We start from the raw sequence: 16,458 nt of genomic DNA on the forward strand, positions 1-16,458 counted from the left end.
CTGCCAAGGCAACTACGGCGGCAGAGACGTCTGACTAGACTGGCCCATCACCCCAAATAACAAGAAGAAAATGTGCCAAGGAGGTCGTTGCCGTGAGCCTTGCCCCCGTTCTATCGCCACAGAATGTCAAAGATCAGGTCAGCGCTGCCGAATGGCAGACCCGTGTCGACCTTGCCGCCTGCTACCGCCTGGTGGCGATGCATGGCTGGGATGACCTGATCTTCACCCACATCTCGGCCAAGGTGCCGGGCACGGATGACTTCCTGATCAACCCCTACGGGCTGATGTTTCATGAGATCACCGCGTCGAGCCTGGTGAAGGTCGACCAGGCCGGCAACAAGCTGATGGACAGCCCCTACGAGATAAACCCGGCGGGCTACACCATTCACAGCGCCATCCACGAAGTGCGCCACGACGTGACCTGCGTGCTGCACACCCACACCGCTGCCGGTGTGGCAGTGGCGGCGCAGAAGCAAGGCATATTGCCGATCAGCCAGCAGTCGATATTCGTGCTGTCGAGCCTGGCTTATCACGCCTACGAAGGCGTGGCGCTGAATCATGAAGAGAAGGCCCGCCTGCAGGCCGATCTGGGCGACAACCACTTCCTGATGCTGCGCAACCATGGCCTGCTGACCTGCGGCAGCACCATTGCCGACACCTTTCTGATGATGTTCACGTTCCAGCGCGCCTGCGATATCCAGGTGCTGGCGCAAAACGGTGGCGCTGAATTGATCAACATCGGCCCGCAGATTCTCGCTGGCGCCAAGGCGATGGTGGCGGCTGTCACAAAGAGCGCGCAAGGTATGGGAGGCGCGCTGGCCTGGCCGGCGTTGCTTCGTAAGCTGGACACTCAAGACCCTGGGTATAGAAGCTGATGCCACTCGCCGAGATCCCGCTGAGAGCCTGGCGCAAACGCAGCCAGACGTTCGACTTCCATGGCCGCACCCTCCGTTATTGGGTGGCGGGGCAGGGCGAGCCGTTGCTGCTGATCCATGGCTTTCCCACCGCCAGTTGGGACTGGCACTACTTGTGGCAGCCCTTGGCCCAGCGCAACTTGGTGATCGCCTGCGACATGCTCGGTTTCGGCGACTCGGCCAAGCCACTCGACCACGGTTACTGCCTGCTGGAGCAGGCGGATTTGCAACAAGCATTGCTGGAACACCTGCGCGTTGAGCAGCCGGTGCACGTGCTCGCCCACGACTACGGTGACAGCGTCGCCCAGGAACTGCTGGCCCGGCACTACGAGGGTCGCTTTCAGATGGCCAGCTGCGTGTTCCTCAACGGTGGGCTGTTTCCCGAAACCCATCGCCCGGCGCTGGTGCAAAAACTCTTGCTGAGCCCGCTGGGGTGGATGATCGGTCGCGCCTTTGGGCGCAATGCCTTGGCGAACAGTTTCAACCAGATCTTTGGCCCTGATACCCGCCCCAGCGAAAGCGCGCTGGATGATTTCTGGAGCCTGATCGACTGCCATGACGGCACGCGCATCCTGCACAAACTCATTGCCTACATCCCTCAACGCCGCCGTATGCGTGAGCGTTGGGTGGCAGCGATGCAACAGGGCGATGTGCCGCTGCGGGTGATCGATGGCGAGATCGATCCGATTTCGGGCGCTCATATGGTGGAGCGTTACCGCGAGTTGGTGCCCCACGCCGACACGGTGCTGCTGGCCAATATCGGCCACTACCCACAGATCGAGGCGCCGGTGCAGGTGCTCAAACACTACCTGGCGTTTCGTGACCGGATTGGGCAGCCGACACCTCGATTGGCCTATTCCTGAGCTGACGACTATCCCCCAGCCTTATCGAACACCATTCAGCCCTGGCCGGCTTTATTGTGACCAGCGCCCCCTTGCCTGACACTCGACCTATTCCCATTGTCGCCATTGGAGTTCGGTATGAGTGAATCAGTGCAGTTCCAGGATAAGGTCGTGATCGTCACCGGTGCCGGCGGCGGATTGGGCCGTGCCCATGCGCTGCTGTTCGCCAAACATGGCGCCAAGGTGCTGGTCAACGACCTGGGCGGTTCCACCCAGGGCGAAGGCGCCAACGCTTCGGCTGCCGATCGCGTGGTGGCGCAGATTCGCGAAGCTGGCGGTATTGCTGAAGCCAACCATGACTCTGTCACCGACGGTGACAAGATTGTGCAGAACGCCCTCGATGCGTTTGGCCGTATCGATGTGGTGGTCAACAACGCGGGCATCCTGCGCGACAAGACCTTCCACAAAATGGACGACAGCGACTGGGACCTGGTTTACCGGGTGCATGTCGAGGGCGCCTACAAAGTTACCCGCGCCGCCTGGCCCCATCTGCGCGAGCAAGGTTACGGCCGGGTGATCTTCACCGCGTCCACCTCGGGCATCTACGGTAACTTCGGCCAGTCCAACTACGGCATGGCCAAGCTGGGTCTGTACGGGCTGACGCGGACCCTGGCGCTGGAAGGTCGCAAGAACAACATCCTGGTCAACGCCATCGCCCCGACAGGCGGCACACGCATGACCGAAGGCCTGATCCCGCCGCAGGTATTCGAGCGGCTCAAGCCTGAGCTGGTCAGCCCATTGGTGGTGTACCTGGGCAGTGAAGCGTGCCAGGAAACCTCGGGGCTGTTTGAAGTGGGCGGCGGCTGGATCGGCAAGACCCGTTGGGAGCGTAGCCTGGGGGTGGGCTTTGATCCGGAAACGGGCTTCTCGCCTGATGACGTGGCGGCGCATTGGCAGCAGATCTGCGACTTCGAAGGGGCGGCGCACCCCAAGGACAACATCGAGGCGTTGAAGGAGATGATGGCCAATTTGCAGAAGTTCAGCCTGTGATCGTTGCTTGAATAAGCTTGAATCCTACGGGGCGCTGATGGCGTCCCGTTTTATTCCAGGCATAAAAAAGGCCGCTGCATAGGCAGCGGCCGAAGTAAGACGTTGGATCAAGGAGCGACAAATCAACGTCAGTGAACACGGGTAACAGACTGAAAACAGGCATCAATCCATTTGAATCAGGCTTTTCTTCCCGATGGGAAAGCGGGCCATTTGCCCTGAAAGCCCGACAAGAATAGCCGCTTGTAACAAAATGAGTAATGCCGATTCGTGACAAGGACTGTTGCGCAATCAGCAACAGTTGCGCAGTCCTCCATACATCCCCCTGATACCCCTCCATCCACCTAATGCATGCCTGCGCCCGGAGCCCAGGCCAGAGCGTCGCGTCATCCTTTTGGGCGACAACACGAATCCCTCCTTGGTGCGCTTATCGCTCCCGTTGGGCGGCAGTAGGGTGGGGCCTTCTGTCACTCACCGGGGAAGACGCATGACAAGAACAACAATGCGCGCCATCTTCAGGCCACAGGCGCTGGCCGCTGCGGTTGCGTTGGGGTGCTGTGCCCAGGCACAGGCTGTTTCGTTCAACATTGGCGAGATCGAAGGGCAATTCGACTCCTCGCTGTCGGTGGGCGCGAGCTGGGGCATGCGCGACGCCGATAAAAAGCTGGTGGGCACCTTCAACGGCGGCACTGGCCAGGCGTCTACCGGGGATGACGGGCGCCTGAACTTCAAGAAGGGCGAGACCTTTTCCAAGATCTTCAAGGGTATTCACGACCTGGAACTCAAGTACGGTGACAGCGGCGTGTTCGTGCGGGGCAAGTACTGGTACGACTTCGAGTTGCAGGATGAAGATCGCGAATTCAAACAGATCAGCAATCACCACCGCGATGAAGGCGCGCGGTCTTCCGGCTACGAATTGCTCGATGCCTTCGTCTATCACAACTATTCCATTGGCGATCAGCCAGGGAACGTGCGGCTGGGCAAGCAAGTGGTCAGTTGGGGCGAGAGCACTTTTATCGGTAACTCCATCAACAGCATCAACCCCATCGACGTTTCAGCCTTTCGCCGGCCCGGTGCGGAGATCAAAGAAGGGCTGATTCCGGTAAACATGCTGTTCGCTTCCCAGAGCTTGACCAACCAGCTGACAGTGGAAGGTTTTTACCAACTGAACTGGGAAAATACCGTACTGGATAATTGCGGCACATTCTTTGGTGGGGATGTGGCGGCCCACGGCTGTAATGACAACTACACGGTGGGTAACCCGGCGATTGCGCCGTTGCAGCCTGTAGCCGCCGCGTTTGGACAGGGCTTTCAAGTGACCCGTGAAGGTGTGATCGTGCAGCGTGCACGGGATCGTGATGCCCGTGACAGTGGTCAGTTCGGTACGGCATTGCGTTGGTTGGGGGATGACACCGAATACGGCCTGTACTTCATGAACTACCACAGCCGCACCCCGACGGTGGGCACCATCACCAACAATACAAGCCTGGCCAGGCTCGGTGCGATCTCCGGCGCAGCCAATGGCATCGCGCCCGGCTCGGGTGCAGGTCTGGTCCAGAGCCTGATGCTCGGTCGTGGCCAGTATTACCTCGACTACCCGGAAGACATCCGCCTCTTCGGTGCGAGCTTCTCCACCACCTTGCCTACTGGCACGGCCTGGACCGGCGAGATCAGCTATCGCCCCAATGCCCCAGTGCAACTCAACACCACCGACCTGACCCTGGCCCTGATCAACCCGGTTGCAGGCCAACTGGCCTCGCCGATCCGCAGCAACTTCGGCGACGACAACAAAGGCTACCGCCGCAAGGAAATCACCCAGATCCAAAGCACCATGACCCAGTTCTTCGACCAGGTACTGGGGGCCGAACGCCTGACGCTGGTTGGCGAGGCTGCGTACGTGCACGTCGCCGGGCTGGAAGACAAATCCAAACTGCGCTACGGCCGCGACTCGGTCTACGGTGCCTATGGTTTTCAAGGCGACACCGACGGTTTTGTCACAGCCAATTCCTGGGGCTACCGCGCGCGCGCGATCCTTGACTATAACAATGCAATTTTCGGGGTGAACCTCAAGCCCAACCTGTCGTGGTCCCATGACGTGGCCGGCTACGGCCCCAATGGTCTGTTCAACAAAGGCGCCAAGGCCGTCAGCATCGGCGTGGACGCGGACTACCGCAGCACCTACACCGCCAGCCTGAGCTACACCGACTTTTTCGGCGGCGACTACAACACCCTGACCGACCGCGACTTCCTCGCCCTCAGCTTCGGCGCGAACTTCTGACCTGGCTTAAAGAAGGACAAGCATCCATGCGTAAGACAATTGCAGTGTTGGCCCTCAGCCTGTTGGGCACCCACGTGATGGCAGCGGTGTCGCCGGAAGAGGCGGCCAAGCTCGGCACGACCCTGACCCCGGTCGGCGCCGAAAAAGCCGGCAACGCCGACGGCTCAATCCCGGCCTGGACCGGTGGCATTCCTAAAAATGCCGGCGCCGTCGACAGCAAAGGCTTCCTCGCCGACCCGTTCGCCAGTGAGAAACCGCTGTTCGTGATCACCGCGGCCACTGTCGACAAGTACAAGGACAAACTTTCCGACGGCCAGGTGGCGATGTTCAAGCGTTACCCTGAGACCTACAAGATTCCGGTGTACCCAACCCACCGCACGGTCAACCTGCCGCCGGATATCTACGAGTCGATCAAGCGCAGCGCGCTGAACGTCAAGCCGATCAACGACGGCAATGGGCTGGAAGGTTTCACCGGCAACCGTTACTACGCGTTCCCGATTCCGAAGAATGGCGTGGAAGTGCTGTGGAACCACATCACCCGCTACCACGGCGGCAACTTGCGCCGCATCATCACCCAGGCCACGCCGCAGACCAACGGCAGCTACACGCCGATCCGCTTCGAAGAGGAAGTGGCGGTGCCGCAATTGATCCCGGACATGGACCCGGCCAAGGCGGCCAACGTGCTGACCTTCTTCAAACAGTCGGTGACGGCCCCGGCGCGCCTGGCGGGCAACGTGCTGCTGGTGCATGAAACCCTCGACCAAGTGAAGGAGCCGCGCCTGGCGTGGATCTACAACGCCGGCCAGCGTCGCGTACGCCGTGCGCCGCAAGTGGCGTATGACGGGCCGGGTACTGCCTCCGACGGCCTGCGCACCTCGGACAACTTCGACATGTTCTCCGGCGCCCCGGACCGCTACGACTGGAAGCTGGTGGGCAAGAAAGAGATGTACATCCCCTACAACAGCTACAAGCTGGACCAGCCGACACTCAAGTACGACGACATCATCAAGGCCGGCCATATCAACCAGGACCTGACCCGCTATGAGCTGCACCGCGTGTGGGAAGTGGTGGGCACGGTCAAGCCGAGTGAGCGGCATATCTACGCCAAGCGCCACATGTATATCGACGAGGACAGCTGGCAGGTGGCGCTGGTGGATCACTACGACGGCCGTGGTCAACTGTGGCGAGTCGCCGAAGGTCATGCGCAGTTCTATTACGACCACCAGACTCCGGCCTACACCGTGGAAACCCTCTACGACATCATCGCCGGGCGCTACATCGCGCTGGGCATGAAGAATGAGGAGAAGAGCAGCTTTGTGTTTGGCTTCGCGGCCAAGGCGGCGGACTACACCCCGGCCGCATTGAGGGCCGAAGGGGTTCGTTGATCACCCTTTTACCTGGCCGGGACCCTTTGGGCTCCCGGCTTTTTTATGCCTGCCAATCACCCTGCTGAATACTTCTTCAACAACCGCCGACCACAGGACTAGGGTAGGCGCCACGTTGCATAACAATAAAAAAGCAGGATGCAGCAATGACCGCCATGACACGCTGCCTGGACCGTCCTGGATTCATGCCTCGGCTGTCCGCCCACCATCTATTGCGCCCACGTTTGGCCGAGCCTTTGCTGGCGGCGCAGGTCAGGGTCAAGTTGCTCTGCGCGCCTGCTGGCAGTGGCAAGAGTGCACTGCTCGCCGAGTGCGCGTTGCAGGCACCCAAGGATTGCCCGGTGTACTGGCTGCCGCTCAATGGTGTTGCCCTGAGCTCCGTCGATCTTTGCCAGCGCCTGGCGCAGAACCTGGGTTTGCCGTTCACTGATGAAGCGACGCTGCTGTCGGACCTTGCGCGTTGGCAGGCCCCGGCGTGGGTGTTCCTCGATGACTTCTGCCGCTTGCCCGCGCCGGACACCGACGCTTTGCTCGATCGCCTGTTGACCGCCAGCAGTCCAGCCCTGACCTGGTGGCTGGGCGCGCGGCGTCGGCCACTGTGCAATTGGCCGCGGTTGCTGCTCGACGACGAATTGCTGGAGTGCGGCGCAGACTTGGCGTTCAGCCCTGTCGAGATCCAGCATTTGCTCACTCATGCCCGGGGGCAATCCGTCGACAGCGTGTTGCAGTTCAGTGCTGGTTGGTGTGCCGGCGCGCGCATTGCCTTGCTGGGGGACGGCCACCCGGAAAAGACCTTGCTCGATTACCTGCAACACGAACTCTTCAGCACCTTGCCACCCGAACTGGCCGAAGCCTGGCGCGTGCTGGCCCATCTGCCGCGCTTCAACGCAGGGTTGTGCGAGCACTTGTTCGGCTTTGGCGACGGTGATCAGTACCTGCACGATCTGCAGGCCTTCGGCGCGTTTATCCAGCCCTGGGAAGACACCGACTGGTTGCAGGTTTTTCCTCCGCTCTCCCATTTGCTGCGTGATGAGCCCTGGCCGGCCAAGCGTTCCTGGCATCGCCGCGCCTGCCAATGGTTCACCGCCGAACAGGACTGGCAGGCCGCGTTTGAACAAGCCTTGCTCGCCGAAGAATATGAAGTGGCGGTGAGCCTGTTGCAGCACTTCAGTTTCGAAGACCTGTTCCGCCAGCAGAACGCGATGCTGCTGTTGCGCCTGCATGAGCAGCAGGGCGACGAACTGATGCTCGGTTCGGCGCAATTGGTCGGGCTGTTGACCGCGGCGTTGCTGTTCGCCGGGCGCTTCGAGCAGGCCGCGCAATGCATCCATCAACTGGCACGCTTCGCGCCGCAACCGACAGCGGCGCAGCAGCGCTATCTGCTGGCGCGCTGGCAGGCGCAGTGGGGCTGGCTGCTGCATCTGGGTGGCGATGCCGAACGTTCTCGCGAACACTTCCTCGAAGCGCTGCAAGCCTTGCCCGACAGCGCCTGGACGTCGCGGTTGATGTGCCTTTCAGGCCTGACCCAGCAAGCCTTGTTGCGCGGTGAACTGGACGTGGCCCAGGCCCTGAGCCGCGAAGCCTTGTGCCTGGCCCGTGCCCACGGCTCGTTGCTGCTCGAAGCCTTGTTGGAGCTGGATCACGCGCAACTGCTGGAGCAGCGTGGCGCTCCTTATCGGGCGCAAAGCCTGCTGGAGAATGTGCAGGCGATGCTGCTCGAGCAGCGCCTCAAGGCCGGGCCTTTGGTCGGGCGCATCGCCCTGCGGCGCGGGCACCTGGCGTTGCGGCAAGGGCAGGACAGCCTGGCTACCGAGTGTTTCGAGGCGGGCTTGAAGATGTGCCTGCACAGCCAGGACAAGCGCGTGCTTTACGGATTTCTTGGACTGGCTCTGCTGGCCGCCAACCGTGGCGATTACGCCCAGGCCTTTGTGCAACTGCGCGACGCCGAGCGGCTGATGCAACAGCGTCAGGTGCCCGACACGGTGTACCGCGCGGTGTTGCTGTTGGTCAGCGGGCATTTCTGGTTGCAGCAGGGGCGTGCCGAATTGACAGTGGAAGCGGTGCGCCGCGTGCTTCGCCACTTTCGTGGGCCCCAGGCCAGACAGGCCCCGCCGGCCACTCTGGAGCTGGTGCCGCGCCTGGAGTACCTGCTGGTGCTGGCTGAAGTGAAACTGGGTTGCGCCGATCAATCGGTGGAGCGGCTCATGGCCTTGCTGGAGACCGCCCATCAGCGCGGCATGCTCTGCCTGGAAACCGAGCTGCACTTGGTGCTGGGCGAAGTGGCCTGGCAAGTCGGTGATTGCGCGCTGGCGCGCCGCTCGCTGCAAACCGGGCTGGCGTTGGCGGCACGCTGCCAAGTGCAGCAAGCGATTCGCGAACTGCGGTTGCGCTCGCCGGGGTTGTTGAGTGAGCTGGGCATGGAGCCGCAAGCGCCAGCGTCGGGAGCGGTAGAGAGCCCACTCAGCCAGCGCGAGTTGGAAGTCCTGCAGTTGATCGCCCTGGGCAATTCCAACCTGGAAATCGCCGACCGGCTGTTTATCTCCCTGCATACGGTCAAGACCCACGCGCGGCGTATCCACAGCAAGCTCGGTGTGGAGCGACGTACGCAAGCCGTGGCCAAGGCCAAGACGTTGGGGTTGATGACCTAGGCGCAAAACGCCTGTCGGTACTCGCCGGGCGTGGCGCCCATGGCTTGGCGGAAGCGATGGGTGAAGTGGCTGGCGCTGGAGAAACCGCACATCAAGGCGATTTCACTCAAGGGCAGGGCGCTGCTGCGCAGCAGGGCCTGGGCGCGGGTGAGGCGGCGCGCCAGCAGGTATTGGTGGGGCGGCAGGCCGAAGCTTTGGCGGAACATCCGCGCGAAATGGTATTCCGAAAGCGCACACATCCCGGCGAGTTGGCCCAGGCTGATCGGGTCTTCCAGGTGCTGATCGATGTACTCCACTAACAGCCGTCGCTGATGCGCCGCCAGCCCGCCTTTCAATCGCAGCCCATCGCGGGCGCCGACCTGGCTGAGCAGGGTGTGGCTGAGCATTTCATGGGCCAGGCTACTGGTCAGCAGGCGCTCGGCGGGCTCGCGCCAGTTCAGCGCGATCAACTGGTGAAAGCGCCGGGCCTGGCTGGCGTCTTCCAGGAAGGTGCGTTCGCGCAATTGCAGGGTGCGTGGTTCGCGGTCGAGCAGGGTGACGCAGCCCAGGGCGAATTGCTCCGGGCTGAAGTACACATGGGCCAGGCGGATTTCGCCGTTGATCACCCAGGCCGACTGATGCTCGGCGGGCAGGATGCACAGCTTGTCGGGCCCGCCCTTGGTGCCCGGCTGGTCACGCCGAAAGGTGCCGGTGCCACCGCCGATGTAGCACGACAAGGTGTGATGGCTGGGAGCCTGGTAATCCTGGGCATCGTGATGGTTGCTCCACAAAGCCGCAGACAAGCCGTCACCGAGCTCGGCGCAGGCTTCGAGGCGTGCATTGGGCGAGCGGTTAAGGGCTTGAAAGACTTGCAGGGATTCCAGATCAGGCATGGTTCGTACTCTCCGACGCCTTGCATCCTACTCCGCGCGTTGAGTGCTGTGAGCCCACCAGCCGACAAAAGCGCAAGATTGTGCAAGAGCGCGCCATGGATCGCGGGCCACACTGTGGCTCAATCGATGGAGCCCGCTATGAACCTTTCCCTGTATTTACTCACCGTGCTGATCTGGGGCACCACATGGATCGCCCTCAAATGGCAACTGGGCGTGGTGGCGATTCCTGTGTCCATCGTCTATCGCTTCGGCCTGGCGGCGCTGGTGTTGTTTGCGCTGTTGCTGGTCAGCCGTAAGTTGCAGGTGATGAACCGGCGTGGGCATTTGATCTGCCTGGCCCAGGGCGTGTGCCTGTTCTGCGTCAACTTCATGTGCTTTCTCACGGCGAGCCAGTGGATCCCCAGCGGCCTTGTGGCTGTGGTGTTTTCCACGGCGACCTTGTGGAACGCGCTGAACGCCCGGGTGTTTTTCGGCCAGCGGGTGGCGCGCAATGTGTTGATGGGCGGCGGCCTGGGCTTGGCGGGCTTGGGCCTGCTGTTCTGGCCGGAGCTGGTCGGGCACACCGCCAGTCCGCAGACCCTGCTCGGCTTGGGTTTGGCATTGCTGGGGACTATGTGTTTCTCGGCCGGCAATATGCTCTCGAGCCTGCAGCAGAAGGCCGGTCTGAGACCGCTGACGACCAATGCCTGGGGCATGTTGTATGGTTCGTTGATGCTGGTGACCTACTGCGTGGTGCGTGGGATTCCGTTTGAGATGGACTGGAGTGCGCGGTATGTCGGAGCACTGTGGTACTTGGTGATTCCGGGGTCCGTGATTGGGTTCACCGCGTACCTGACCCTGGTCGGGCGCATGGGGCCGGAGCGTGCGGCGTATTGCACGGTGCTGTTCCCGGTTGTAGCGCTTAACGTCTCGGCGTTTGCCGAAGGGTACCAGTGGACTGCACCAGCGCTGGCGGGGTTGGTGTTGGTGATGCTGGGGAATGTGTTGGTGTTTCGTAAGCCTAAGGTTACGAGCCCGGTTTTCAACGCGAAGGCTGTCTAGTGTGGGAGCTGGCTTGCCTGCGATGGCGGAGTGTCAGCCGGCTTATCTTTGACTGGTTCACCGCTATCGCAGGCAAGCCAGCTCCCACATTTCGATTGGGGTGATCTTACTACTTCATTCCGAGGCGCTTGGCCATGCGGCCTAGGTTGGCGCGGTCCAGCCCGAGTTCACGGGCGGCGCTGGCCCAGTTGTGCTGGTGGCGTTCCAGGCAGGCACTGATGATCTGGCGTTGATAGTGTTCGGTGGCCTGGCGCAGGTCGCCGGTCACGCTGGGCGCGCTGTCGGTGTGTGCTTCGATCAACGGTGCGCTGACATCGGGCAAGTCCAGGTCCTGGGCGTTCAAGCTGAGAATCTTCGGACGCTCGCGACAGTTTCCCAAGGCTTTGAGTGCGCTGCGTCCGATCAAATGTTCCAGCTCCCGCACATTGCCTGGCCAGTTATAGGCCAGCAGCGCCGCCTGGGCATCGCTGGTCAGGCGCAGACTGCCCAGGCCCATGCGTGACCTGTTCTGCTCAAGGAAAAAGCCGGCCAGCAGCAGCACATCGCGCCCGCGCTCGCGCAGCGCCGGCACTTGCAGCGGGTAGACGCTGAGGCGGTGATAGAAGTCGGCGCGGTAGCGACCATTGCGCACTTCGTCAGCCAGGTCGCGGTTGGTGGCGGCGATCAGACGCACGTCCACCTGGTGTTCCTTGTCCGAACCCAGGCGTTGCAATTGACCGCTTTGCAGTACTCGCAGCAGCTTGGCCTGCACGGTCAGCGACAGTTCGCCCACTTCATCGAGAAACAGCGTGCCGCCATTGGCCAGTTCGAACTTGCCACGACGTTCGTTCAACGCGCCGGTAAAGGCCCCGCGTACATGGCCGAACAGCTCGCTTTCCACCAGGGTTTCCGGCAGGGCGGCGCAGTTGAGGCTGATCAGCGGTTTATCGGCGCGGGTTGAGGCGGCGTGGATGGCCTGGGCCACCAGTTCTTTGCCAACTCCGGTTTCGCCGGTGATCAGCACAGTGAGGTCACTGCCGCCCACCAGTTTGATCTCTTCCACCAGGCGCTTGTGGGGTTTGCTCTGGCCGATCATCTCCTTGTGCTGCTGGCCGCTGGCCTCGCGGTAGATTTCGGCGCGCAGGGTCAGGCGTTCGATACGTTCGGCCACGTTGACGGTGGCTGCGGCGAGGCTGGCGAAGGCTTGCAGGGCGTCCAGTTCGACGCGCTCGAAGCGCTCGGTGTCGAGGGCGTCCAGGGTCAGCAGGCCCCAGGGCTGATCATCGACGAACAGCGGGCAACCCATGCAATCGTGGACTTCCAGGTGCCCGTGCAGTCCATCGACCAGGCCGTCGTAGGGGTCGGGCAGTTCGCTGTCACTGTCAAACCGCGTAGGGCCTGGGCTGCTCAGCAACACGGCAAAGCGCGGGTGTTCGCTGACTTTGAAGCGCCTGCCCAGTGTGTCGGCGCTCAAGCCGTCGACGGCCAACGGCACCAGCCATTCGCCGTCCAGGCGCAACAGCGCGGCGGCGTCACAGGGCAGCAGGGCGCGCATGGCTTGTAATAGACGACGATAACGCTCGCCTTCGGGCAGTTCACGGGACAGGTCGGCGACCAGAGGCAGCAGGGTGGTGAGCAGTGATTGCGCAGTCATAATGACTCCTTGTAGTCCTTATGACTATACTTTGTAGGAAGTCATACTGACTACAATTTAAATAAATCGTTGAAATTAAAAGATTTATTTGTTGGCACGAATACTGAGTAGGTAAAGGCAATCAGTAAAGAAGCCCAGGAGGCTCCCATGCTTAGTGCCCAAGACCGTGCCATCGTCAAATCCACCGTGCCCCTGCTGGAAAGCGGCGGCGAAGCGCTGATCACCCATTTCTACCGCATGATGCTTTCCGAGTACCCGGAAGTTCGCCCGCTGTTCAACCAGGCCCACCAGGCCAGCGGCGATCAACCCCGCGCCTTGGCCAACGGGGTGTTGATGTATGCGCGGCATATCGACCAGTTGGACCAACTGGGTGACCTGGTGGCCAAGATCATCAACAAGCATGTGGCCCTGCAGATCCTGCCGGAGCATTACCCGATCGTCGGCGCCTGCCTGCTGCGCGCGATTTCCGAAGTGCTGGGCAGTGAGATTGCAACGCCCGAGGTGATGAACGCCTGGGGCGCGGCCTATGGCCAACTGGCGGATATCCTGATCGGCGCCGAGGCGGCGATCTATGAAGAGAAAGCGCAGGCCCCGGGTGGCTGGCGGGGGGCGCGGCCGTTCATCATCGTCAAGCGCGTGGTGGAGAGTGACGAGATTATCTCCTTCTACTTTGCCCCGGTGGACAACGGTCCGATTCTTGCCGCTGCACCGGGCCAATACATCGGCATGAAACTGGTGCTGGATGGCGAGGAAGTGCGCCGCAATTATTCGCTGTCAGCCCTGACCGATTCGGGCCTGTACCGCATCAGCGTCAAGCGCGAAGCCGGCGGGCGGGTGTCCAACTACCTGCACGACCAACTGCACGTCGGTGCGACTATTGACCTGTTTCCGCCTTCGGGGGAGTTCACCCTGGCAGCCAGCGACAAACCGCTGGTGCTGATCAGCGGTGGAGTGGGCATCACGCCGACCTTGCCGATGCTCGAAGCCGCCCTGGCTACCCAGCGCCCGGTGCACTTCATCCACTGCGCGCGTAACGGCGGGGTGCATGCATTCCGTGATTGGGTCGATGCCCTGGCGGCCAAGCACCCACAGCTCAAGCGCTTCTATTGCTACGCCGAAGATGATGGCGTGAGCCCGGCGGCGGACAAGGTAGGCTTGCTGAGTCAGGAGCAACTGGCGGCATGGTTGCCCGAGCAGCGCGACATCGATGCCTACTTCCTTGGCCCTAAAGGCTTCATGAGCGCGATCAAGCGCCATCTCAAGGCGCTGGGTGTACCCGAGAAGCAAAGCCGCTATGAGTTCTTCGGCCCGGCTGCGGCGCTGGAGTAGCTTCTAACCGATACATTGAGTTGGCTTCATCGCGGGCAAGCCCGGCTCCCACATTGGATCGCGGTCTAATGTGGGAGCCGGCGGTTCGGCGCTCCGACTTGCCCGCGATGGCGTCCGTACAGTCACAACATTTCCCAAGATTAATCCCCCGTTAACCCCCTCTGTTTAAACCACTCCCTGTGTGTAAACTTGCGGCCATTGGCACAACCAAACAAAGGGAAACGGTGATGAGTGACGAATTGCGTTTAGGCAGGGAGCGGCGCTTTCTGGTGTTGCTGGGCATCATCTGCCTGGCGCTGATCGGCGGTGCGCTTTATATGCAGGTGGTACTCGGCGAGGCGCCGTGCCCGCTGTGCATCCTGCAACGCTACGCCTTGCTGTTGATCGCGATCTTCGCGTTCATCGGTGCGGCCATGCGCACCAAAGGGGCGCTTACGTTTTTCGAAGGGCTGGTGATACTCAGCGCCCTCGGCGGTGTGGCCGCAGCCGGTCACCACGTGTACACCCAGTTCTTCCCCCAGGTCAGTTGCGGCATTGATGTGCTGCAACCGATCGTCGATGACCTGCCACTGGCCAAAGTGTTCCCCCTGGGGTTTCAGGTCGATGGCTTCTGCAGCACCCCGTATCCGCCCGTGCTGGGTCTGTCCCTGGCGCAGTGGGCACTGGTTGCGTTCGTGCTGACGGTGATCCTGGTGCCGTTGGGGATTTACCGGAATCGCCAGCGCAAAGCCTAAGCTCATCCCTGAAACGCCCCGGTCCTTCTTGAGGGAAGGCCGGGGCGTTTTTGTTTGTAGGGATTTGTGAACAGGACGTGACGCCGGACAAGTTTAGGTGCGCGCAGTGTGCGACATGTTGTCACACGGAAGCTGCCGCAGGACGTTTCTGACCCGCCGAGCGGCCGCTTAAATTTGCATAAAACGGCCAAGATGTGCTGTCAGTTCGTGGTTCCGGCGAGGCCACGAACCTCAGGCCACGTCAGCAATTGCGTGATGTCCGAATGCCTTGTTTTATGGGGGCTTGCATCGCTTTGGCTTACCCTTACAGCCCATATGGGCTGCGACGGATCGCCCTATAACACGGCAATTTTTGTGGTTTTTGTTGAGAATCGAACACGATAAGATCGCGAACCTTTGCAATATTGGTGAAGGATTATTGCTGTAATCGATAAAAATTATTTCTTTATAAGACATGGTTTATACATCGCTAGCTAACTACAATCGCCCGCACTGAATGTCCGGTGCTGTTCAATATTTGAGCACTGGAGCGGTCGAGGGGCAGATGGACGGCTCTGTGCGACCCCAAGGTTCCGACAGCCTTTCAACTATCCGCACCAAATGGAATTGGTCTGTAACAAGGCCTTTAACCACGAAATCGAATAAGAACTCACCGCAGGTCCGTGAAACGCCACCTAATGGCGCGATGGGCAGGCTCTTATTCAATCGAAGAGAAATGCCAACCCTTGGCAGGGTGAAGTGTTGGCGATCAAAACCCAACTGCATTGCGCAAGCTGCTTTAGAGGTCGTGAGATGAGTAAAAACAGGTACCCCCGATTACTAGGCTTTTTGCCGCTGCTTGGCATGATGTTAATGCTGGGAGGCTGCAAGTGGACCTTGATGGACCCAAAAGGACAGATCGGTCTGGATCAACGAAACCTGATCATCACCGCCACCCTGCTGATGTTGTTGGTTGTGGTGCCTGTGATCATCATGACCTTCGCCTTCGCCTGGAAATACCGCGCGTCGAACACCAGCGCGACCTACGCGCCGAAGTGGTCGCACTCCACCAAGATTGAAATCGCAGTGTGGCTGGTGCCGATCCTCATCATCATCGCCCTGGGTTACATCACCTATAAGTCGACCCATGAACTGGACCCGTACCGTCCGCTGGAATCCGACGTCAAGCCGATCAACATCGAAGTGGTCGCGCTGGACTGGAAGTGGCTGTTCATCTACCCGGACCTGGGTATCGCCACCGTCAACGAAATCCAGTTCCCAGAGAACACTCCGCTTAACTTCCGGATCACCTCCGACGCCGTGATGAACTCGTTCTTCATCCCAGCCCTGGGCGGTCAGATCTACGCGATGGCAGGCATGCAGACTCGCCTGCACCTGATCGCCAACGAAAAAGCTGAAATGGAAGGCATCTCCGCAAACTACAGCGGCGCTGGCTTCACCGGCATGAAATTCAAAGCGATCTCGACGAGCCAGGAAGGTTTCAACGCCTGGGTAGCCGAAGTCAAGGCCGCACCTAAACAGCTTGATCAAGCTGAATACGATGCCCTGACCAAACCAAGCCAGAACAACCCAGTCGCTCTGTACTCCGCGTATGAGCCGGACCTGTTTCAGAAAATCGTCGACAAGTACGAAGGTATGAAGCCAGGCAAGCCGGTCAAGCACGAGAAGAAAGAAGTGGCCGCGGTTGAAGGTTCTGACACGGGCTCGCATTCAACTGCTGGGGCAGAGGAGTAAA

The 16,458-nt window shown here is 60.8% G+C and carries 12 protein-coding genes; 10 read left to right on the plus strand and 2 right to left on the minus strand.

Translation table 11 applies throughout. The features are described 5' to 3' along the window. Positions 1 to 92: 92 nt before the first annotated feature. From WH299_RS21250 to WH299_RS21275, 6 genes are all read left to right on the plus strand, one after another. Positions 93 to 875 carry a class II aldolase/adducin family protein gene (locus tag WH299_RS21250; protein ID WP_339551209.1) on the plus strand — a complete coding sequence of 261 codons (783 nt, stop codon included), beginning with the start codon at positions 93 to 95 and terminating at the stop codon, positions 873 to 875. Continuing rightward, positions 875 to 1,777, plus strand: a complete 903-nt coding sequence (locus WH299_RS21255; RefSeq protein ID WP_068932145.1) for an alpha/beta fold hydrolase — start codon at positions 875 to 877, stop codon at positions 1,775 to 1,777. The genes WH299_RS21250 and WH299_RS21255 overlap by 1 nt, the downstream gene beginning before the upstream one ends. Before the next feature lie 117 nt (positions 1,778 to 1,894). Further along, on the plus strand, positions 1,895 to 2,806 hold the full coding sequence (locus tag WH299_RS21260) for an SDR family oxidoreductase (protein WP_028617890.1): 912 nt from the start codon (positions 1,895 to 1,897) through the stop codon (positions 2,804 to 2,806). A gap of 484 nt (positions 2,807 to 3,290) precedes the next feature. Further along, positions 3,291 to 5,081 carry a DUF1302 domain-containing protein gene (locus WH299_RS21265; protein ID WP_339551210.1) on the plus strand — a complete coding sequence of 597 codons (1,791 nt, stop codon included), beginning with the start codon at positions 3,291 to 3,293 and terminating at the stop codon, positions 5,079 to 5,081. 26 nt (positions 5,082 to 5,107) lie between these two features. Continuing rightward, positions 5,108 to 6,466, plus strand: a complete 1,359-nt coding sequence (locus tag WH299_RS21270; RefSeq protein ID WP_339551212.1) for a DUF1329 domain-containing protein — start codon at positions 5,108 to 5,110, stop codon at positions 6,464 to 6,466. 146 nt (positions 6,467 to 6,612) lie between these two features. Next, complete coding sequence (locus WH299_RS21275; RefSeq protein WP_339551214.1) at positions 6,613 to 9,114, plus strand: LuxR C-terminal-related transcriptional regulator; 2,502 nt, start codon at positions 6,613 to 6,615, stop codon at positions 9,112 to 9,114. Here the strand turns inward: WH299_RS21275 and WH299_RS21280 are convergent. Beyond that, positions 9,111 to 9,986, minus strand: a complete 876-nt coding sequence (locus WH299_RS21280) for an AraC family transcriptional regulator (RefSeq protein WP_339551216.1) — start codon at positions 9,984 to 9,986, stop codon at positions 9,111 to 9,113. The two genes, WH299_RS21275 and WH299_RS21280, sit on opposite strands and share 4 nt — an antisense overlap. A gap of 138 nt (positions 9,987 to 10,124) precedes the next feature. Here WH299_RS21280 and WH299_RS21285 point away from each other — a divergent pair, with 138 nt between their 5' ends. Next, positions 10,125 to 11,027 carry a DMT family transporter gene (locus WH299_RS21285; RefSeq protein ID WP_339551217.1) on the plus strand — a complete coding sequence of 301 codons (903 nt, stop codon included), beginning with the start codon at positions 10,125 to 10,127 and terminating at the stop codon, positions 11,025 to 11,027. A 109-nt stretch (positions 11,028 to 11,136) separates the two neighbouring features. Here the strand turns inward: WH299_RS21285 and norR are convergent, their stop codons facing one another. Next, positions 11,137 to 12,660: a nitric oxide reductase transcriptional regulator NorR gene (norR, locus tag WH299_RS21290; RefSeq protein ID WP_339551219.1), complete on the minus strand. Its 1,524-nt coding sequence runs from the start codon at positions 12,658 to 12,660 to the stop codon at positions 11,137 to 11,139. 147 nt (positions 12,661 to 12,807) lie between these two features. Between norR and hmpA the strand changes: the two genes are divergently transcribed. The 3 genes from hmpA to cyoA all read left to right on the plus strand — a co-directional run bounded on the left by hmpA (position 12,808) and on the right by cyoA (position 16,457). Further along, the gene (gene hmpA / locus WH299_RS21295) at positions 12,808 to 13,989 is read left to right on the plus strand and encodes an NO-inducible flavohemoprotein (protein ID WP_339551221.1); all 1,182 of its coding nucleotides are present in this window, start codon (positions 12,808 to 12,810) and stop codon (positions 13,987 to 13,989) included. 227 nt (positions 13,990 to 14,216) lie between these two features. Then, entirely contained in the window at positions 14,217 to 14,723 is a 507-nt protein-coding gene (locus WH299_RS21300) for a disulfide bond formation protein B (protein WP_010206438.1), read from the plus strand. 792 nt (positions 14,724 to 15,515) lie between these two features. After that, a complete protein-coding gene (cyoA, locus tag WH299_RS21310; RefSeq protein WP_028617882.1) occupies positions 15,516 to 16,457 on the plus strand; it encodes a ubiquinol oxidase subunit II in 942 nt (313 codons plus the stop codon). Position 16,458 lies beyond the last annotated feature (1 nt).

This window comes from Pseudomonas sp. MYb541, assembly GCF_037479595.1.
Taxonomy (GTDB): Bacteria; Pseudomonadota; Gammaproteobacteria; order Pseudomonadales; family Pseudomonadaceae; genus Aquipseudomonas; species Aquipseudomonas canadensis.